General features: G+C 73.0%; 17 protein-coding genes and 1 pseudogene. 12 read left to right on the top strand and 6 right to left on the bottom strand.

What is annotated here, in order from left to right; translation table 11 throughout:
• Window positions 1–40: 40 nt before the first annotated feature.
• Entirely contained in the window at window positions 41–1,105 is a 1,065-nt protein-coding gene (locus HAV39_RS03270; protein ID WP_191837668.1) for an ATP-dependent DNA ligase, read from the top strand.
• Window positions 1,106–1,143: 38 nt separating this feature from the next.
• A complete protein-coding gene (locus tag HAV39_RS03265) occupies window positions 1,144–2,679 on the top strand; it encodes an alpha/beta hydrolase (RefSeq protein WP_191837667.1) in 1,536 nt (511 codons plus the stop codon).
• 89 nt (window positions 2,680–2,768) lie between these two features.
• On the opposite strand, the gene HAV39_RS03260 is transcribed toward HAV39_RS03265, so the two are convergent.
• Window positions 2,769–3,611, bottom strand: coding sequence for an aldo/keto reductase (locus HAV39_RS03260; RefSeq protein ID WP_191837666.1), 843 nt, complete (start codon window positions 3,609–3,611; stop codon window positions 2,769–2,771).
• A 66-nt stretch (window positions 3,612–3,677) separates the two neighbouring features.
• On the opposite strand from HAV39_RS03260, the gene HAV39_RS03255 reads away from it, so the two are divergent.
• The gene (locus HAV39_RS03255; RefSeq protein WP_191837665.1) at window positions 3,678–4,343 is read left to right on the top strand and encodes a helix-turn-helix domain-containing protein; all 666 of its coding nucleotides are present in this window, start codon (window positions 3,678–3,680) and stop codon (window positions 4,341–4,343) included.
• A gap of 12 nt (window positions 4,344–4,355) precedes the next feature.
• Here HAV39_RS03255 and ligD read toward each other — a convergent pair whose 3' ends face one another.
• On the bottom strand, window positions 4,356–5,390 hold the full coding sequence (gene ligD, locus HAV39_RS03250) for a non-homologous end-joining DNA ligase (protein ID WP_191837664.1): 1,035 nt from the start codon (window positions 5,388–5,390) through the stop codon (window positions 4,356–4,358).
• A 29-nt stretch (window positions 5,391–5,419) separates the two neighbouring features.
• Here ligD and msrB point away from each other — a divergent pair, with 29 nt between their 5' ends.
• The 8 genes and pseudogenes from msrB (at window position 5,420) to HAV39_RS03210 (ending at window position 11,935) form a co-directional block, all read left to right on the top strand.
• Window positions 5,420–5,824 carry a peptide-methionine (R)-S-oxide reductase MsrB gene (msrB, locus tag HAV39_RS03245; protein ID WP_120318712.1) on the top strand — a complete coding sequence of 135 codons (405 nt, stop codon included), beginning with the start codon at window positions 5,420–5,422 and terminating at the stop codon, window positions 5,822–5,824.
• A 139-nt stretch (window positions 5,825–5,963) separates the two neighbouring features.
• Window positions 5,964–6,305: pseudogene (locus HAV39_RS03240) on the top strand (response regulator transcription factor); the annotation flags it as partial.
• 77 nt (window positions 6,306–6,382) lie between these two features.
• A complete protein-coding gene (locus HAV39_RS03235; RefSeq protein WP_191837662.1) occupies window positions 6,383–7,543 on the top strand; it encodes a sensor histidine kinase in 1,161 nt (386 codons plus the stop codon).
• A 213-nt stretch (window positions 7,544–7,756) separates the two neighbouring features.
• On the top strand, window positions 7,757–8,338 hold the full coding sequence (locus HAV39_RS03230) for a hypothetical protein (RefSeq protein ID WP_191837661.1): 582 nt from the start codon (window positions 7,757–7,759) through the stop codon (window positions 8,336–8,338).
• Complete coding sequence (locus HAV39_RS03225) at window positions 8,335–9,387, top strand: peptidoglycan-binding protein (protein WP_191837660.1); 1,053 nt, start codon at window positions 8,335–8,337, stop codon at window positions 9,385–9,387. Before HAV39_RS03230 ends, HAV39_RS03225 begins: the two co-directional genes overlap by 4 nt.
• Before the next feature lie 2 nt (window positions 9,388–9,389).
• Window positions 9,390–10,097 carry an ABC transporter ATP-binding protein gene (locus HAV39_RS03220; protein WP_191837965.1) on the top strand — a complete coding sequence of 236 codons (708 nt, stop codon included), beginning with the start codon at window positions 9,390–9,392 and terminating at the stop codon, window positions 10,095–10,097.
• A complete protein-coding gene (locus tag HAV39_RS03215; RefSeq protein WP_203736139.1) occupies window positions 10,094–11,296 on the top strand; it encodes an ABC transporter permease in 1,203 nt (400 codons plus the stop codon). The genes HAV39_RS03220 and HAV39_RS03215 overlap by 4 nt, the downstream gene beginning before the upstream one ends.
• A 159-nt stretch (window positions 11,297–11,455) precedes the next feature.
• The gene (locus HAV39_RS03210; RefSeq protein WP_155387313.1) at window positions 11,456–11,935 is read left to right on the top strand and encodes a DUF4231 domain-containing protein; all 480 of its coding nucleotides are present in this window, start codon (window positions 11,456–11,458) and stop codon (window positions 11,933–11,935) included.
• Here the strand turns inward: HAV39_RS03210 and HAV39_RS03205 are convergent.
• Together HAV39_RS03205 and HAV39_RS03200 are read right to left on the bottom strand one after the other, a co-directional pair.
• On the bottom strand, window positions 11,928–12,281 hold the full coding sequence (locus HAV39_RS03205; protein WP_191837659.1) for a hypothetical protein: 354 nt from the start codon (window positions 12,279–12,281) through the stop codon (window positions 11,928–11,930). The genes HAV39_RS03210 and HAV39_RS03205 overlap by 8 nt on opposite strands.
• A 49-nt stretch (window positions 12,282–12,330) precedes the next feature.
• Complete coding sequence (locus HAV39_RS03200; RefSeq protein WP_191837658.1) at window positions 12,331–13,695, bottom strand: DNA-3-methyladenine glycosylase 2 family protein; 1,365 nt, start codon at window positions 13,693–13,695, stop codon at window positions 12,331–12,333.
• A 121-nt stretch (window positions 13,696–13,816) separates the two neighbouring features.
• Between HAV39_RS03200 and HAV39_RS03195 the strand changes: the two genes are divergently transcribed.
• Window positions 13,817–14,614 (top strand): isocitrate lyase/PEP mutase family protein, encoded by a 798-nt coding sequence (locus HAV39_RS03195; RefSeq protein WP_191837657.1) that lies wholly within the window; start codon window positions 13,817–13,819, stop codon window positions 14,612–14,614.
• A 1-nt stretch (window position 14,615) separates the two neighbouring features.
• On the opposite strand, the gene HAV39_RS03190 is transcribed toward HAV39_RS03195, so the two are convergent.
• The gene (locus tag HAV39_RS03190) at window positions 14,616–15,839 is read right to left on the bottom strand and encodes an ArsB/NhaD family transporter (protein WP_191837656.1); all 1,224 of its coding nucleotides are present in this window, start codon (window positions 15,837–15,839) and stop codon (window positions 14,616–14,618) included.
• 1 nt (window position 15,840) lies between these two features.
• The gene (locus HAV39_RS03185; RefSeq protein WP_239120372.1) at window positions 15,841–16,230 is read right to left on the bottom strand and encodes an ArsC/Spx/MgsR family protein; all 390 of its coding nucleotides are present in this window, start codon (window positions 16,228–16,230) and stop codon (window positions 15,841–15,843) included.
• Window positions 16,231–16,313: the final 83 nt, after the last annotated feature.

Raw genomic sequence — 16,313 nt, 5'->3', positions numbered from 1 at the left:
GATTGGCGCGGGGTGGGCGGTTTGCTGGTTGACTGGTGACATGGATCTGCCGGTGAACCCCCCTGTGGAACCGATGCTGGCCAAGCCGGTGTCGAAGATTCCCGATGCGCCGGGTATGACGTTCGAGCCCAAGTGGGACGGCTACCGCTGCATCATCTTCCGTGACGGCGACGAGGTCGAGCTGGCCAGCCGGGGCGGCAAGACGCTGACCCGATACTTTCCCGAGGTCGTGAATCTGGCGCTCAAGCAGTTCCCGACCCGGTCGGTGATCGACTGCGAGCTGGTCTGCATCCGCCGCGACGCCGACCGCATCCCCCGCCTCGACTTCGACATGCTCAACCAGCGCATCCACCCGGCGGCCTCCCGGGTGAACAAGCTGTCCGTGGAGACCCCCGCCGACGTCATCGCGTTCGACCTGCTGGCGCTGGGCGACCGGTCGCTGATGGACCAGCCGTATGCCCAGCGCCGGGCGCTGCTGGCGCAGACCCTCGCCCACGTCGAGCCGCCGGTGCACCTGACCCCGGTCACCACCGACGCCGACACCGCCCGGGAGTGGTTCACCGCGTTCGAGGGCGCGGGGCTCGACGGGCTCATCGCCAAACCGGCCGACATGCCCTACTCCCCCGGCAAACGGCTGATGTTCAAGATCAAGCACGCGCGCACCGCGGACGTGGTGGTGGCCGGGTTCCGGTACCACACCTCCGGGCCGGTGGTCGGATCGCTGCTGCTCGGCCTGTACGACGAGCACGGCGTGCTGCACCACGTCGGCGCGAGTTCGGCGTTCACCGCGGCACGCCGGGCCGAACTGCTGGACGAGCTGGCTCCCTACCGCAACCCCGCGGAGCACACGTGGGGGTCGGCTTCGGAGGGTCAGCGCGTGCCGGGCGCGCCGAGCCGATGGAGTGGGGGGAAGGACCTTGGCTTCGAACCGCTACGCCCCGAACTCGTGGTCGAGGTCGGCTACGACGCGATGGAGGGCGACCGCTTCCGGCACACCGCCCAGTTCAAGCGCTGGCGGCCCGACCGCGACCCCCGGTCCTGCACCTATGACCAACTCGACCGTCCTATCAGCCTCAACGTCGACGAGGTACTGCGTACCCCGTAGGCTCGGGCGGATCCGTTCCGGGGGGAGTGAACACGCTCGTGCGACTCAGGCTTGACAAGAAGGTGGTGCGCGCCGTCGTCGCGCTGGCGGCCTCGGCGCTGACCACCACCGGGTGCATACTCCCGCTGCCCGACTTCGGCCGCCGCCCCGAGTCCGCGGCCGTCAGCCCCGAACCGGGCTGGCGGCTGTGCCCGGAGATCGCCGCCGACCTGCTCGGCAAGGCTCCGTCGGGGTACACCTTCGAATGCAAGATCGTGAAGGTGCCGCAGAACTGGCACAAGCCCGACGACGGCCAGACCTTCGACATCGAGGTCATGCGCGCCCGGGCCACCGACCAGCGCGACCGCATCGGCGCGCTGATGGTCAACCCGGGCGGGCCGGGCGCGTCCGGCGTCGACCTCGCGGCATACCTGACGCTCGGCCTGCCCGCGGAGATCACCCGGCGGTTCGACATCGTCGGCTTCGACCCGCGCGGCGTGGGCCGGTCCACCCCGGTGGACTGCTACACCGACGCCGACCTCGACGCCACCTTCGCCAGCCAGCCGGATCCGGTGACGCAGGAGGAGTTCGACGAGGTCCTGGCGCTCACCAAGAAGATGGCCGACGGCTGCAAGGCCAAGTACGGCGACCGGCTGGGCCTGTTCGCCACCGAGCAGGCCGCGCGGGACATGGAGGCCATCCGGCTGTCGCTGGGCGAGGGCAAGATGAACTACCTCGGCTACTCCTACGGCACGCTGCTCGGCGCGGTGTACGCGCAGCTGTACCCGAAGGAGATCCGGGCCATGGTGCTCGACGGCGCCGTGGATCCGCTGCAGTCCTCGACCCAGTCGTCGGAGAGCCAGGCGATGGGCTTCGAGCGCGCGTTCGACAACTTCTCGGCCTGGTGCGCGAAGAACAAGACCCAGTGCCCGATCGACGGCGACGCCCGCGCGGTCGTGGAGAAGCTGATGCAGGAGGCTGACACCAACCCGGTCGGCAACCCCGACGGGCGCAAGGCCACCGCCGGCTGGATCTTCTGGGGCGTGGTGTCGTCGCTGTACACCCAGGCCCGCTGGCCGGACCTGGGCCAGGCGCTGGCGGACCTGCAGGACGGCAAGTCCGAGGCGATCTTCGCGCTGGCCGACTCGTACGCCGACCGCGACGCCAACGGCCAGTACACCAACCTGTTCGACGCGAACGCCGCGGTGAACTGCGCCGACGACGGCAAACCGGCCTCCGTGGAGGACATCCGCCGGCTGCAGTCGGAGTGGCGGGTGAAGTATCCGCTGTTCGGCGCACCGCTGGCGGTGGGCATGCTCACCTGCTCGGTCTGGCCCGCCCAGCGCGACCCGTACCCGACCGGCAAGGCCGAGGGGGCGCCGCCGATCCTGGTGGTGGGCACCAAGGGCGACCCGGCCACGCCGTACGAGCAGACCCAGAAGCTCGCCGACATGCTCGGCGTGGGCGTCGTGCTCACCTGGGACGGCGAGGGCCACACCGCCTACCCGGAGACGCGCTGCATCAACAAGCACGTCAACGACTTCCTGATCAACCTGGTGGTGCCGCCACCGGGCACGGTGTGCCCAGCGCAGTGAGCCGTCGTAGCGCGGCGATGCCCCGCCACCGGTTCGGTGGCGGGGCATCTCCGTCAGCGGCTCCCCACCTCGGGCCGGCAGCCGGCCGGTCAGCCTCGCAGGTCGGCCAGGTCCTGGTCGGTGAGGTGAAGGTCGCCCGCCGCGACGTTCTCCGCCAGGTGATCGAGTGAGCCGGTGCCGGGAATGGCCAGCACCGCCGGCGAGGCCGCCAGCAGCGCCGCGATCGCGACCTGGGCCGTGGTGGCGCCCAGGCGAGCCGCGACGACGCCCAGCCGGTCGGCGTCGAGCCGCTGGGCGCCGCCGCCGAGCGGGAAGTACGGCACGTACGCGATGCCCGCCTGCTCGCACTCGCTCAGCACCCCCCGGTCACCGCTGTGCCGGTTCTGCACCGCCGCGACGGGTGCGATCTCCCGGGCCTCGGCCAGCTGCGCCCCGTCGACGTTGCTCACCCCGAGGTGCCGGATCAGCCCCTGCGCGCGGAGCTCGGCCAGCACCGCGAAGCGCTCGGCGATCGACTCGCCGCCCGGCCCGGCCATCCCGCCGACCCGCAGGTAGACCAGGTCGAGCCGGTCCAGCCCGAGCGCCCGCAGGTCCGCCTCGACCAGGCCGCGCAGCTGACCGGGCGCCGCCTGCCCGCTCGGCGCGCCGGTCGGCCCCGGCAGCGGCCCGACCTTCGTGGCGATCACCAGGTCGTCCCGGTAGGGGCTCAGCGCGGTGCGGATCAGGTCGTTCGCCCGCACCTCACCCCGGCCGTAGAACCCGGCCGTGTCGATGTGGTTCACACCCAGCTCGACAGCCCTCCGCAGCACCGCGATGCCGCTCTCCGCGGGCCGGGACGGTCCGTCGAAGGTGCCCATCGCCAGGCGCATCGCGCCGAAGCCGAGCCGCCTGACGGGCAGGTCCCCGCCGAGCGAGAAGTTCATGATCGTCATGCGCCCATGGTGTCCGACGCCCGAGGGGTCGGCGAGCTCTTGGCCACTTGCTGCCACACTGGCAGGATGCGCAGCGAACAGGTGGTCTCGATCCAGGGGGACGCGGAGCTGATCGCGCGGGCCGGCCATCTGATCGAGTCCGCCCGGACCGAGTTCGTGTGCGCCGCCCGGGACATGCGGACCTGGTCACAGCCGGAGGCCATGTGCGCCATCCGCAACCGGGTGCGCGCCGCGGCCTCGACCGGCTTCACCTGCCGCAAGCTGCTCAGCCCCGTCGCGCTCGCCGACGAGCAGGCCCGCGCGCACCTGCGCCAGGTGCAGCGCAACGGCACCGGAGTCCGGATCAGCGGCTCGCCGCTGCCGCACGAGACCATCGTCATCGACCAGCGGGTGATGATCCTCGCCGGCCGGGAGACCCCGGGCGGCCGCGAGTACACCGTGACGACCTCGCAGGTCCTGGTCGACGGCGTGCACTCGCTGTTCCGGGCGGTCTGGGACAGCGCCGTCGAACTCGACGCCTACCTGCGCGACGACGTCCCGCACCTCGACGCCGACAGCCGCCTGATCCTCCAGGCGCTCGGTTCGGGCGCGACCGACGAGTCCGCGGCCAGGCGGCTCGGCGTCTCGCTGCGCACCTACCGGCGTCGCGTGGCCGAGCTGATGACCAAGCTGGAGGCCGACTCGCGGTTCCAGGCCGGAATGCGCGCAGCGGAGCTGGGCCTACCCGCCTGAGGCCGCGCCCGGTCAGCCCTCGGCTTGCTCGACGGGGTCCTTGGCGCGGCTGGGCTGCACCCGCATCGGTTCGCCGGGCATCTTCGGATAGTCCGGGGGGTACGGCATCTCGCCGAGCTTGCGGTCGCGCTCGTCGCGGTCCCACCACTCCAGCAGCGTGCCGAGGTCGTGCCGCACCTCGTCCATGCCCGCGTAGAGGTCGCCGACCTCGGCCAGCCGCGGCGGCACGGTGCGCAGGTCGAAGTCGTTCGGCTCGACCTGGGTCAGCTCGTCCCAGGTCACCGGGGTGCTGACGGTGGCGCGGGGGTTGGCGCGCAGCGAGTACGGCGCGGCGATGGTGCGGTCCCGGGCCATCTGGTTGTAGTCGATGAAGACCTGCTCGCCGCGCTCCTCCTTCCACCACGCCGTGGTGATCAGCTTGGGGTCGCGCCGCTCCAGCTCCCGGGCGAACGCGATCGCCGCCCGGCGCGCCTCGACGAACGTCCAGTCGGGCTTGATCCGCACATAGATGTGGACGCCCCGGCCGCCGGAGGTCTTCGGGAAGCCGACCAGGCCCGCGTCGTCGAGCACCGCACGGGCCAGCCCCGCCACCTTGACCGCGTCGGCGAAGTCGGTGCCGGGCTGCGGGTCGAGGTCGATGCGCAGCTCGTCGGGGTGCTCGGTGGCGGGGGCGCGCACCGGCCACGGGTGGTACACGATGGTGCCCATCTGGGCCGCCCAGAGCAGGGCCGCGGGCTCCTTCGGGCACAGCTCGTCGGCCTTGCGCCCGCTCGGGAACTTGATCTCCGCGGTGGTGATCCAGTCGGGCACGCCGCGGGTCGGCACCCGCTTCTGGAAGAACATCTCCCCGCCGATGCCGTCCGGGAAGCGCTGCAGCATGGTGGGCCGCTCGCGCATGTACTGCAGCATGGGCTCGGACACGGCCAGGTAGTACTCGAAGACGTCCTGCTTCGTGAAACCGCGCTCCGGGAAGTAGATCTTGTCCGGGCTGCTGAGTCTTACGGATCGGTTACCGACCTCGTACTCGAGCGCTGGGGCCTTGGGCATGGCCCGACGCTACCGCGTACGGTCGAGGCATGGAGCAGAACGTGAGCCAGCTGAGCGAGCAGGAATGGCGCGTGCGCCTCAACCCCGAGGAGTTCCGGGTGCTGCGGCAGGCGGGCACCGAGGCCCCGTGGAGCGGCAAGTACGTCGAGACCAAGACCCCGGGCACCTACCGTTGCCGGGCCTGTGGCGTGGCCCTGTTCGACAGCGTGACGAAGTTCGACAGCCACTGCGGGTGGCCGTCGTTCGACGAGGCGCTGCCGGGGACCATCAAGTACATCGAGGACAGGTCGATGGGCATGCTGCGGGTCGAGGTGCGGTGTGCCAACTGCGACTCGCACCTGGGGCACCGGTTCGACGGTGAGGGCTTCACGCCCAAGGACGCCCGCTACTGCATCAACAGCGTCTGCCTCGACCTCGAAGAGCAGCCGAAGTAGCCCACCGCGGAGCGGCATCCGCGACAGTCCGGCCTTGGCGCGGCCTCCGGCGCGTTAGCGGCGTGTGAGCGGAACCGTTCACCGCCCGCTAACGCGACCTCCGGATACTTGCCCAGGTCAGTCTGGCGAGGAGGGTGCGATGCGGGTGCTCGTGGTGGACGACGAGGAACTGATGGCCGGGGCGATCGCCGAGGGCCTGCGGCAGGAGGCGTTCGCGGTGGACGTCGCGCACGACGGGGCCGAGGTGCTGGACAGGCTCGCCGCCGGCGGATACGACGTGGTGGTCCTGGGTCTGCCCCGGGTGCGCGGGGACGAGGTCTGCCGCCGGATCGTGGCGGCCGGGACGGGTGTTCGGGTGCTGATGCTGAGCGTCTTCGTCTCCGATGCCGACCGGGTTGCCGGGCTGCGCGTGGGGGCCGACGACCACCTGGCCAAACCGTTCGCGTTCGCCGAGCTGGTGGCCCGGGTGCGGGCGCTGGGGAGCGTGGTGGCGCACTCGGGTGCTCAGGGGCAGCCGCAGCTCGCCGAGACGGTGAACGCTCCGGGGCACCGGCTGCCATGAAGGGTTCGTGGCACGGCAGCCTGCGGGTGCGCCATACCCTCATGTTCGGGCTGATGTTCCTGCTCGCCGGCAGCGTGGTGCTCGGCGGCGTGCTGATCCTGGTCCAGAACAGCATGGATTACAGCCTGGCGGTCGTCTTCGCGCGCAAGTTGGACAAGTACGACCCCACAGCGGAGGCCTGGATAGCCCAGGTGGTCAGCGAGGACGAGGTCTCCAGACAGATCATCCTGGACTCGATGCGGGACAACCTGCTGTTCAAGGGCGGGTTGACCCTGCTGGCGGTGTGCCTGGTGGCGACCGCCGGAGCCTGGTGGCTGTCGGGACGGCTGCTGCGCCCCCTCAACATGATCACCGAGACGGCGCACCGGATCGCCGGGCGCACCCTGCACAAGCGGATCGAATTGGACGGTCCGCCCAGCGAGGTGAAGAGCCTGGCCGACTCGTTCGACAGCATGCTCGACCGCCTCGACGAGGCGTTCGCCGGGCAGGGCAGGTTCATCGCCAACGCCGCCCACGAGCTGAAGACCCCTATCGCGCTCAACCGCACCCTGCTCGACGTGGCGATGGCCCGTCCGGACAGCTCGCCGCAGGTGCTGCGGCTCGGCGAGAACCTGCTCGCGGTGAACGTGCGCCACGAACGGCTGATCGACTCGCTGCTCACCCTGGCCAGGGCGGAGGACGCGGTCACCGATCGGCGGCCGGTCGACCTGGCACAACTGGCGGAGTACGCCCTCGACGTCACCGCGAAGGCGGCCGTGGAGCAGCGGGTGCAGGTCCAGTCGAAGCTCGTGGCGTCACCCGTGGTCGGCGACCCGGTGCTGCTGGAGCAGCTGATCCGCAACCTGGTCGACAACGCTGTGCGGTACAACCATCCGCACGGCTCCGTGTGGGTGCAGACCCTGGCCGAGGACCGGCAGGCCGAGGTCATCGTGACCAACACGGGCGCGCTGATCTCGCCGCACGAGGTGCCGGTGCTGTTCGAGCCGTTCCGCCGGCTCACCGACCGGGTGGGTTCGGCCCGGGGCAGCGGGCTGGGCCTGTCCATCGTGCGTGCGGTCGCCCAGGCCCACGGTGGCGACGCGCTGGCCATCCCGCGCCCCGACGGCGGCCTGTCCGTGCGCGTGATCCTGCCCCGCGGCGACGCTCCCCGGTCCTGATCCGCCTCCGTGCCAAGGATTCGCTATGCATCCATTTCGGATGATGTTAGCGGTATGTGTGAAAGTTCGTTAACCTCCTGTTAACACCTCATTTGGTGGACTGTGTACCGAGACGACGGAGACCCCCTCCGCCGTCCAGGACAGGCTTCGCGAGCGACGTTCCGGATCGGACACGTCCTCCGCGATGCGAACCCAGCCCCCAAGGAGAAGTAGATGCCAATCGACGGCAGACGTGTGGGCCGCCGGTCAAGGCGTGGCATCCGGTACGCGGCACTGGCGGCCTGCGGGCCGCTGCTGGTGACGGTGTTGACGGCGTGCGGGCCGGACACGTCGGAGACGACCACCGGCGCGGCGTCGGAGACCGGCGCCGCCGGCCAGTGGGACGCCTACGACAAGCAGAAGGAGAACCTGGCGACGTGCCTGAACGAGACGGGCCTACAGGTCCGCTACCTCGGGCACGACACCCTGGACGACTTCTCGGGTGTGCCGGAGGGCGATTTCACCCCCGAGATGATCGATTGCTTCAAGAGGTGGCCCGCGCTGGACCCGCCGGTGATGGACACTCCCGAGAAGCCGTCCGAGGAGCGGCTGCGCGAGGACCGGGAGGTCGCGAAGTGCATGCGCGAGAACGGCGTGCCCGACTGGCCCGACCCCGATCCCAACCCCGCGCCCATCGACGGGGCCACCCTGCGCCGCCAGAAGGACGAACACAGGGCCAAGATGCAGCAGCCCGCGGTCAAGGCCGCGGCGAAGATCTGCATGCCGGACACCAGCGACCTGACGGGTGTCGGATGAGCGGCCGGTGGCGTCGGGTGCTGTTCGGCGTCGTCGCCGCCGCGGTGGTCGCCACCGCGGCGGCGATGTCCGCCGGGGTCTTCACCGGCGGCGGGGACGACAGCCCCGTCGGCGCTCCGACGGTCGACACGGTCAAGGTGACCCGGACCACGATCACGGCGGCCAAGGTCGTCGAAGGCGAGATCGGCTACGGCCAGCCGGCGGCGGTCACGTCCAAGGCGGTCGGCACCCTGACCTGGCTCGCCGCGGTCGGCAGCACGGTGCAGCGGGGACAGCCGCTGCTGCGGGCGGACAACAACCCGGTCGTGCTGCTCTACGGGGAGCTGCCGTTCTACCGCCCGCTCGCCGACGGCGTCAAAGGCCCGGACGTCGCCCAGCTCGAGGCGAACCTGGCCGCACTGAAGTACACCGGTTTCGAGACCGACGCCTCCTACTCCGCATCGACCGCGGCCGCGGTGAAGCGCTGGCAGAAGGATCTGGGGCGGCCCGTCACGGGCACCGTGGCGCCGACGGACGTCATCGTCGCGCCCGGTGCGCTGCGGATCGCCGCCCACTCGGCCCGGCTCGGGGCACCGGCTGCCGGTGACGTCGTCACCGCCGGTCCGACCACCCTGGTCGTCACGGCGAAGGTGCCGACCACCGAACCCGACCTGGCCAAGAAGGGCGCCAAGGCCACCGTGACGCTGCCCGACGGAGCGGCGGCGGAGGCGACCGTGCTCGGCGTGGTGACACCCGCCGACGGGGCACCCGCCGGCCAGACACCGGAGCAGGGCCCGCCGACGGTCACCGTGCAGCTGGCCCTGAAAGCCGGCACCGAGCCGGAGCCCGGGGCCGTGCGGGTCCGGTTCGTCACCGCCGAGCACGCCGACGTGCTGGTCGTGCCGATCCAGGCCCTGGTCGCCGTCGGCGAGCGCGGCTACGGCGTCGAGGTGCGCGACGGTGCGACCAGCCGGATCGTGCCCGTGCAGACGGGGCTGTTCGCGGGCGGCAAGGTCGAGATCACCGGCGACGGCATCACCGAGGGTGTCACCGTGGGGGTGGCCCAGTGAACGTGGTCGAGCTGACGGACGTCACCAAGACCTACCCCGGTGGGGTACGGGCCGTACGCGGGGTCAGCCTCGACATCGGATACGGCGAGGCGGTCGCCGTCGTCGGGCGGTCCGGGTCGGGCAAGTCCAGCCTGCTCAACCTGATCGGCACTCTGGATCGCCCCACCAGCGGCCAGGTCCGCATCGGCGGGCACGACGTGGCGGCGCTGTCCGACCGGCAGCTGTCCGGGCTGCGGGCCGCCACGATCGGCTTCGTCTTCCAGCAGTTCCACCTGACCCCGGGCGTCGCCGTGCGGGCGGCGGTGGCCGACGGCCTGCTCTACGCGAGCGTGGCCGCCCCGGAGCGGCTGCGGCGGGCCGACGCCGCGCTGGAGCGGGTCGGCCTGGGCCACCGGCTGCACCACCGTCCGCACGAGCTGTCCGGCGGTGAGCGGCAGCGAGTGGCGATCGCGCGGGCGCTGATCGGCGATCCACCGCTGCTGCTGGCCGACGAGCCCACCGGCAACCTCGACTCCGCCTCCGGCGAGACCGTGCTGGGCCTGCTGACGGAGCTGAACGAGGCCGGCACCACCGTCGTGGTCATCACCCACGACCGGGAGCTGGCCGCGCGGTTGCCGCGGCGGGTCGAGGTCTCCGACGGGCTCATCGTGCGCGACGAGCGCGAGGCCGGCGTGGCGCCGTTCGCCGCCCGGATCGGGGCGGCGCGGTGAGCGCCCCACCCCGCCCCGGGCGGCTGTCGCCCGGTGACGTGCTGCGGGTCGGCGCGGCCGGGCTGCGGTCGCGCCGGCTGCGGGTGTTCCTGTCCGCGCTCGGCATCGCGATCGGCATCGCCGCGATGATCGCCGTGGTCGGCATCTCCAGCTCCAGCCAGGCCGAACTGGACCGGCAGCTGGACGAGCTGGGCACCAACCTGCTGACGGTCGAGGCGGGCCGAACGCAGGACGACAAGCCGACACAGCTGCCGAACGAGGCGATCGGCATGATCGCGAGGATCGGGTCGGTGGAGGCGGTGTCGGCGGTCGGGCGGCTGCCCGACGTGCACGCGTACCGCAACGAGCACGTCCACCCCGCGCAGACCGGCAGCCTCACCGTGTACGCGGGCCGGCTGGACCTGCCGGAGACGGTCGGGCTCAGCCCGGTCAGCGGGCGCTGGCTGAGCCTGCCCAGCGCCGACTTCCCGACGGCCGTGCTGGGCTGGACCGCGGCGCAGCGGCTCGGCGTCGGCGACACCGCGGCACAGCCGCAGATCGTCGTCGGCAGCCACCGCTTCACCGTGGTGGGCGTGCTGCGGCCGGTGCCGCTGGCCGAGGACCTGGACCGGGCCGTGTTCGTCGGCTGGTCGGCCGCGGTGGCCTACCTCGGCTTCGACGGGCACCCGACGACCGTCTACACGCGAACGGCGGAGGACGCGGTGGTCCAGGTGCGCAAGACCCTGCCGCGCACCGTGAAGCCGGGGGCGCCCAGCGAGGTCCTGGTATCGCGACCGTCCGACGCGCTGGCCGCCAAGTCGATCACCGAGAACACGTTCGGCGGGCTGCTGCTCGGCCTGGGCGCGGTGGCACTGCTGGTCGGCGGGATCGGCGTCACGAACACGATGGTCATCTCGGTGCTCGAACGCCGGTCGGAGATCGGCCTGCGCCGGGCGCTCGGGGCCACCCGCGGTCAGATCCTGCTGCAGTTCCTGGTGGAGTCGCTGCTGCTGTCCGCGCTCGGCGGCCTCGGCGGCATCCTGATCGGCACCGTGGTGACCGGCGGATACGCGGCCACCCAGGACTGGCCGGCCGTGGTGCCGCTGTGGGCGACGGCGGGCGGGTTCGCCGCGACGCTGCTGATCGGCGCGGTGGCGGGGCTCTACCCCGCCGTACGAGCCGCCCGGCTCACGCCGACGGAAGCGCTGGCGGGTATCTGAGCCGCCGCCGCACAGCAGCGAAGGAAGGGCACCTTCTACACGGACGTCCGTTAAGAAGGTGCCCTTCCTTTCGCAGCCGGGGTTGTCGGCTTGGGCGCTCGGGTCTGGCCCGGGAACCCGTTGCGTGCCACCATCATCGGGACTTCCGGGAGGGACGCGATGGCGGACGGCACGGCGCAGGGCATCTGGTGGCAGCGGCTCACCTCACCGGGCGGCGCGCAGCTGCCGATGAGCGTGCAGGAGCGGCTGCTGTGGTATTCGAAGCAGGTGCGCCGCCAGCGGATCGCCAACTACACGGTGGAGGGCGTGACTGTGGTGATCGCCGCGAGCATCCCCGCCGCGGCCGCGCTCGGCGCGTCCACCGCCGTCACCGCCGTGCTCGGCGCCCTGGTCGCGGTGCTGGCCGGGCTGCGGCAGCTGGTCCGGCCCGGCGAGAGCTGGATCCGGGCCAGCGCGACGCTGGTCGCGATGCAGCGCGAGGCGGTCGTGTGGAGCGCGGGCGCGGTCCCCTACGACGGCGAGCGCGCCGACACCCTGCTCGTGGAGAACGTGGAGAGCCTCGTCGCCGCCGAGACGTCGCAGTGGGCCGAGCAGCGCACGGTGCGCCGCTCCGAGCCGGAGCAGCAGCCGGTCAGCTGACGTACCAGTCGAACAGCTCCCAGCCGGGCGGGGTGGCCATCACCAGCAGCATCAGCACGGCGGCCGCCCCGGCGACGGCCACCAGCCGCCGGGTGAACGCGTCGGCGCGCACCCGCGGCGAACGCCACGCCCCCCAGGCGAACAGCAGCAGGACCGCCGCGGGCACGAAGCCGAACATGGTCACCAGCACGGCCGGCCAGGACCAGCCGGGCGGGGACTGCTCGGGAAAGTACGCCGCGTCGCTGACGAGGTAGGCGACGGCTCCGTAGAGGTAGGCCAGCACCAGGACCAGCAGTGCCGCGCTGAGCGATCCGGCGGTGCCGCGGCTGATCGACGTCTCCTGCATCGCCGCACGGTAACCCGGACCGCCGGGTCCGGCCAAGACGCCGTTCCGGTCAGCCCGCCAGGTGTCCGAAGGCGTACGCGCGCCAGGGCCGCCACCGCTCGTCGGGCGCGCCGTGCGGCCCGGTCCCCGGCCACGCGTCGGGGTCGCCGAGGGCGCGCATCGCGATGAACTCCACGGTGGACTCGTCCAGTCCCGGCAGTTCCCGCAGCCGCTGCCGGGCCACCGCCCAGTCCGCGCCGACGCCGAGGTCCAGCCCGCCCGCAGCCATCGCCTCGACGAGCGCCACGAACGCTTTCTCGACGGCGGCCGCGACCTCCAGCACCGCCGGATCGACCGCGGCCAGCGCGGACACGTCGGGGAACACCCGGGTCAGTCCGCCGTCCGGGTCGTCGATCGGTTCGCCGCAGACCGTCACGAGCCGCGCCGCCGCGTCCGGCCCCAGCACCGCCCGCACCGCCAGCTCGACCCCGTCCACGGCACGCGGCACCCGCCGGCCCGGCACGGCGGCGACCAGCGGGGCGAGCAGCGGGTCGGCGGCGAGCGCCGCATCCACGGCGACCGGGTCGGCGTCCAGGTCGAGCAGCCACCGGCACCGGTTCACGGCGCTGCCGAGGTCACGCAGGTCGGCCAGGGCCAGCCGGCACTCGACGTGCCCGGCCGCGGGGCGCAGCGCGACGACGCCGGTGCCGTGGGGCAGCCGCAGCGTGCGCCGCAGCGCGCCGTCGCGACACTCCTCGACCCCGGGCAGCGCGTCCGAGGCGAGCTGCGCGAACAGCTCGCCGGCGGCCAGCGGCGCCCGGTACGGCAGGCGGACCGTGACGGTGCCCGCCGCGGCCTGCGCCCGCGCGCCGCGACCGGCCCGTTCGCGCAGCTCGCCGGGGGTCAGCCCGAACACCTCGCGGACGGTGTCGTTGAAGGTGCGGATGCTGCCGAAGCCCGCCGCGAACGCGATGTCGCCCATGGGCAGGGTGCTGGTCTCGATCAGGGTGCGGGCCGCCTGGGCACGCTGGGCGCGGGCGACCGCCAGCGGGCCCGCGCCGAGTTCGGCGAGCACGTGCCGCTGCACCTGCCGGGTGCTGTAGCCGAGCCGGTGGGCCAGGCCCGGCACGCCCTCCCGGTCGACGACCCCGTCGGCGATGAGCCGGACCGCGCGGCCCACCAGGTCGGCGCGCGCGTTCCACTGCGGCGAGCCGGGGCTGGCGTCGGGCCGGCACCGCTTGCAGGCCCGGAATCCGGCCTGCTGGGCCGCGGCGGCGCTGGGCAGGAAGGTCATGTGCCGCACCTGCGGCGGCGGCACCGGGCAGCTGGGCCGGCAGTAGATGCGCGTACTGGTCACGGCCGTGAAGAACCAGCCGTCGAAGCGGGCGTCGCGGGAGTGCACCGCGCGGACGCAACGTTCGAAATCCTCGTGCATGCCCCCACCGTAGCCAGGGCGGGGACCCGGACACTCGCGAGAAGACGACATCGCGGTCGCCGGTGACGCCGACGTCGTTTTCCTGCCAGCCGCTGTCGGCGGCCCGTGGTGGACTGGGCCCATGACGATCGACAAGTACACCGCCTTCCGCGCCCTGCACCAGCCCGGCACCCCCCTCCTGCTCGCCAACGCCTGGGACGTGGCCAGCGCCCGGCTCGCCGAGCAGGCGGGCTCGGCGGCGGTCGCGACGACCAGCGCCGGGGTGGCCTGGAGCCTGGGCGCGGCCGACGGCGACGTGCTGGACCGCGACCGCGCGGTCGACCTGGTCGACCGGGTGGCGGGCGCGGTGGCCGTGCCGGTGACCGCCGACATCGAGGGCGGGTTCGCCACCGACGCGGCCCGGGTCGCCGAGACGGTCCGGCTCGTGGTCGCGGCGGGTGCGGCGGGCGTCAACCTGGAGGACAGCGACCGGGTCGGCCCCGCGCCGCTGCTGCCGGTGGACGAGGCCGCCCGGCGTATCGCCGCCGCCCGCGCCGCCGCCGGAGCGGGCCTGTTCATCAACGCCCGGGTCGACACGTTCCTGCGCGGCGGGGACGTCGCGGACGCGCTCACCCGGGCACGGGCGTACATCGCCGCGGGCGCGGACGGCGTCTTCGTGCCCGGCACGGCCGACCCCGCGGTGATCGCCGAGCTGGTCGCCGGGGTGGGCGCGCCGCTGAACATCCTGGCCGGGCCGGGCTCCCCCACCGTCGCCGAGCTGGCCGCGCTCGGGGTGGCCCGGGTGAGCCTCGGCTCGTCGGTGGCCGAGGCGGCGTACGCGGTGATGCGCCGGGCGGCCGAGGAGCTGCTGGCCAAGGGCAGCTACGAAGCGCTCTCGGGCGCTGTGAGCTACGGCGAGCTGAACAAGCTGCTGGCCTGAGTCACCGCGCCAGCAGCAGCACGGCGGTCCCGGCGGCCAGCGCGGCGGCCCCGGTGACCGCCCCGGTCACCGCGAACCTGCCCCAGCCGATGCGCACCCCGGCGGCCTGGCAGCGCTGCGCCCACAGCAGCGTGGCCAGCGACGCCCAGGCCGTCACCAGCGGGGCGACGTTCGCCCCGAGCAGCAGGCCGAGCAACTGGTCGCGGTGCCCGGCGGCGACCACGGCCTCGCCCGCCACGTACGCGGGCAGGTTGTTGACGGCGTTGGCGAGCAGCCCGCTGGTGACGGCGGCCCGCACCACGCCCACCGCCCCGGGGTCGACGCCGATCATGGCGCTCATCAGGTCGGCCAGGCCCAGCCGCCCGACCGCCTCGACGGTCAGGAACAGGCCGGTGACCAGCACGAGCAGCCGCCACGGCAGCAGGCTCCAGCGCAGCGCGGCCCGGTCCCAGCGGGCGTACGCGGCGGCCAGGACCAGCGCGCAGACCGCCGACACCAGTTCCAGCCGCTCGCCCCACAGCACGCCGAGCAGGAACGCCGTGCAGGCGGCAGCCGCGGACAGCAGCAGCCGGCGGTCGCGCGGGCGCACCGGCGCGGGCGGGGTGTACCGGGCCGGGTTGCCGCGCCAGTAGAGGATCCACAGGCAGGCGCCGACCGCGACCAGCACCGCCGCCTGCGGCAGGACCATCGCCCCGGCGAACCCGCCCACCGACAGCCCGATCCGGTCCGCGGCCAGCAGGTTCGTCAGGTTCGACACCGGCAGCAGCAGGCTCGCGCCGTTGGCCAGCCAGATCGTCGTCATCGCCAGCGGCAGCGGCGGCACGCCGGCCCGCGCCGCCATGGCGAGCATCACCGGGGTGAGCAGCACCGCCGTCGTGTCGAGGTTGAGCAGCGCGGTGGTCGCCGCGGCGAAGCCGAAGCACAGCGCGAACAGCGCGACGTTGCGGCCGCGGGCCCAGCCGGTCAGCCGGGTGGCGATCACGTCGAACAGCTCGGCCCGCGCGGCGAGCTCCGCCAGCACGATCACCGTGCCCAGGAAGATCAGGATCGGCAGGATGCGGCGGCCGGTCGCCAGCGCGCCGGCCGGCGGCACCAGCCGGGTCGCCACCGCGAGCAGCCCCGTGCCGAGCAGCGCGAACGCGAGCAGGTCGAGCCCGCTGAACCTGTTCCGGGCACGCGCGGGCCCGGTCCCGGCGGCCTCCGCCGGGACGACTTCCTGCGCCATGTCAGTCGGTGGTCGGGGTGGAGAGCGCCTGCGCCAATGCCTCGGGGGTGCGTCCGACGATCGCGGTGCCGTCGTCGAGCAGCAGGATCGGGCGCTGGATGAGCTGCGGATACGCCACCATCGCGGCGATCCAGCGGGGCCGGTCGACCGCGTCCCGGCTCCAGTCCGCCAGGCCGAGGTCGGCGGCGGCCGGCTCGCCCAGCCGGCAGATCTCCCACGGCTGCGCGCCCAGCCGGTCGAGCACGTCGGCCAGCTCGGCGGCGGTCGGCGGCGCGTCCAGGTACGGCCGCAGGGTCACCGGCACCTGGTTGAGCTCGAACGTCTCCCGCGCGGTGGCGCACTTCGAGCACGAGGGGTTGTTCCACATCTCCACCCCGCTATCCTCACCCATCCCGGGATCTCCTTGAACAGGGGTTCAACCTGACCCGCCGGTCAGGCGGTACCTGTTGCTGACCGGGACGATCAGGAGGCGAC

It is taken from the genome of Catellatospora chokoriensis, from assembly GCF_011297315.1.
In the GTDB taxonomy this organism is placed as follows: Bacteria; Actinomycetota; Actinomycetes; order Mycobacteriales; family Micromonosporaceae; genus Catellatospora; species Catellatospora citrea.
Note: the sequence above shows the minus strand (reverse complement) of the source record. Positions and strands in the feature narration are given on the sequence as shown.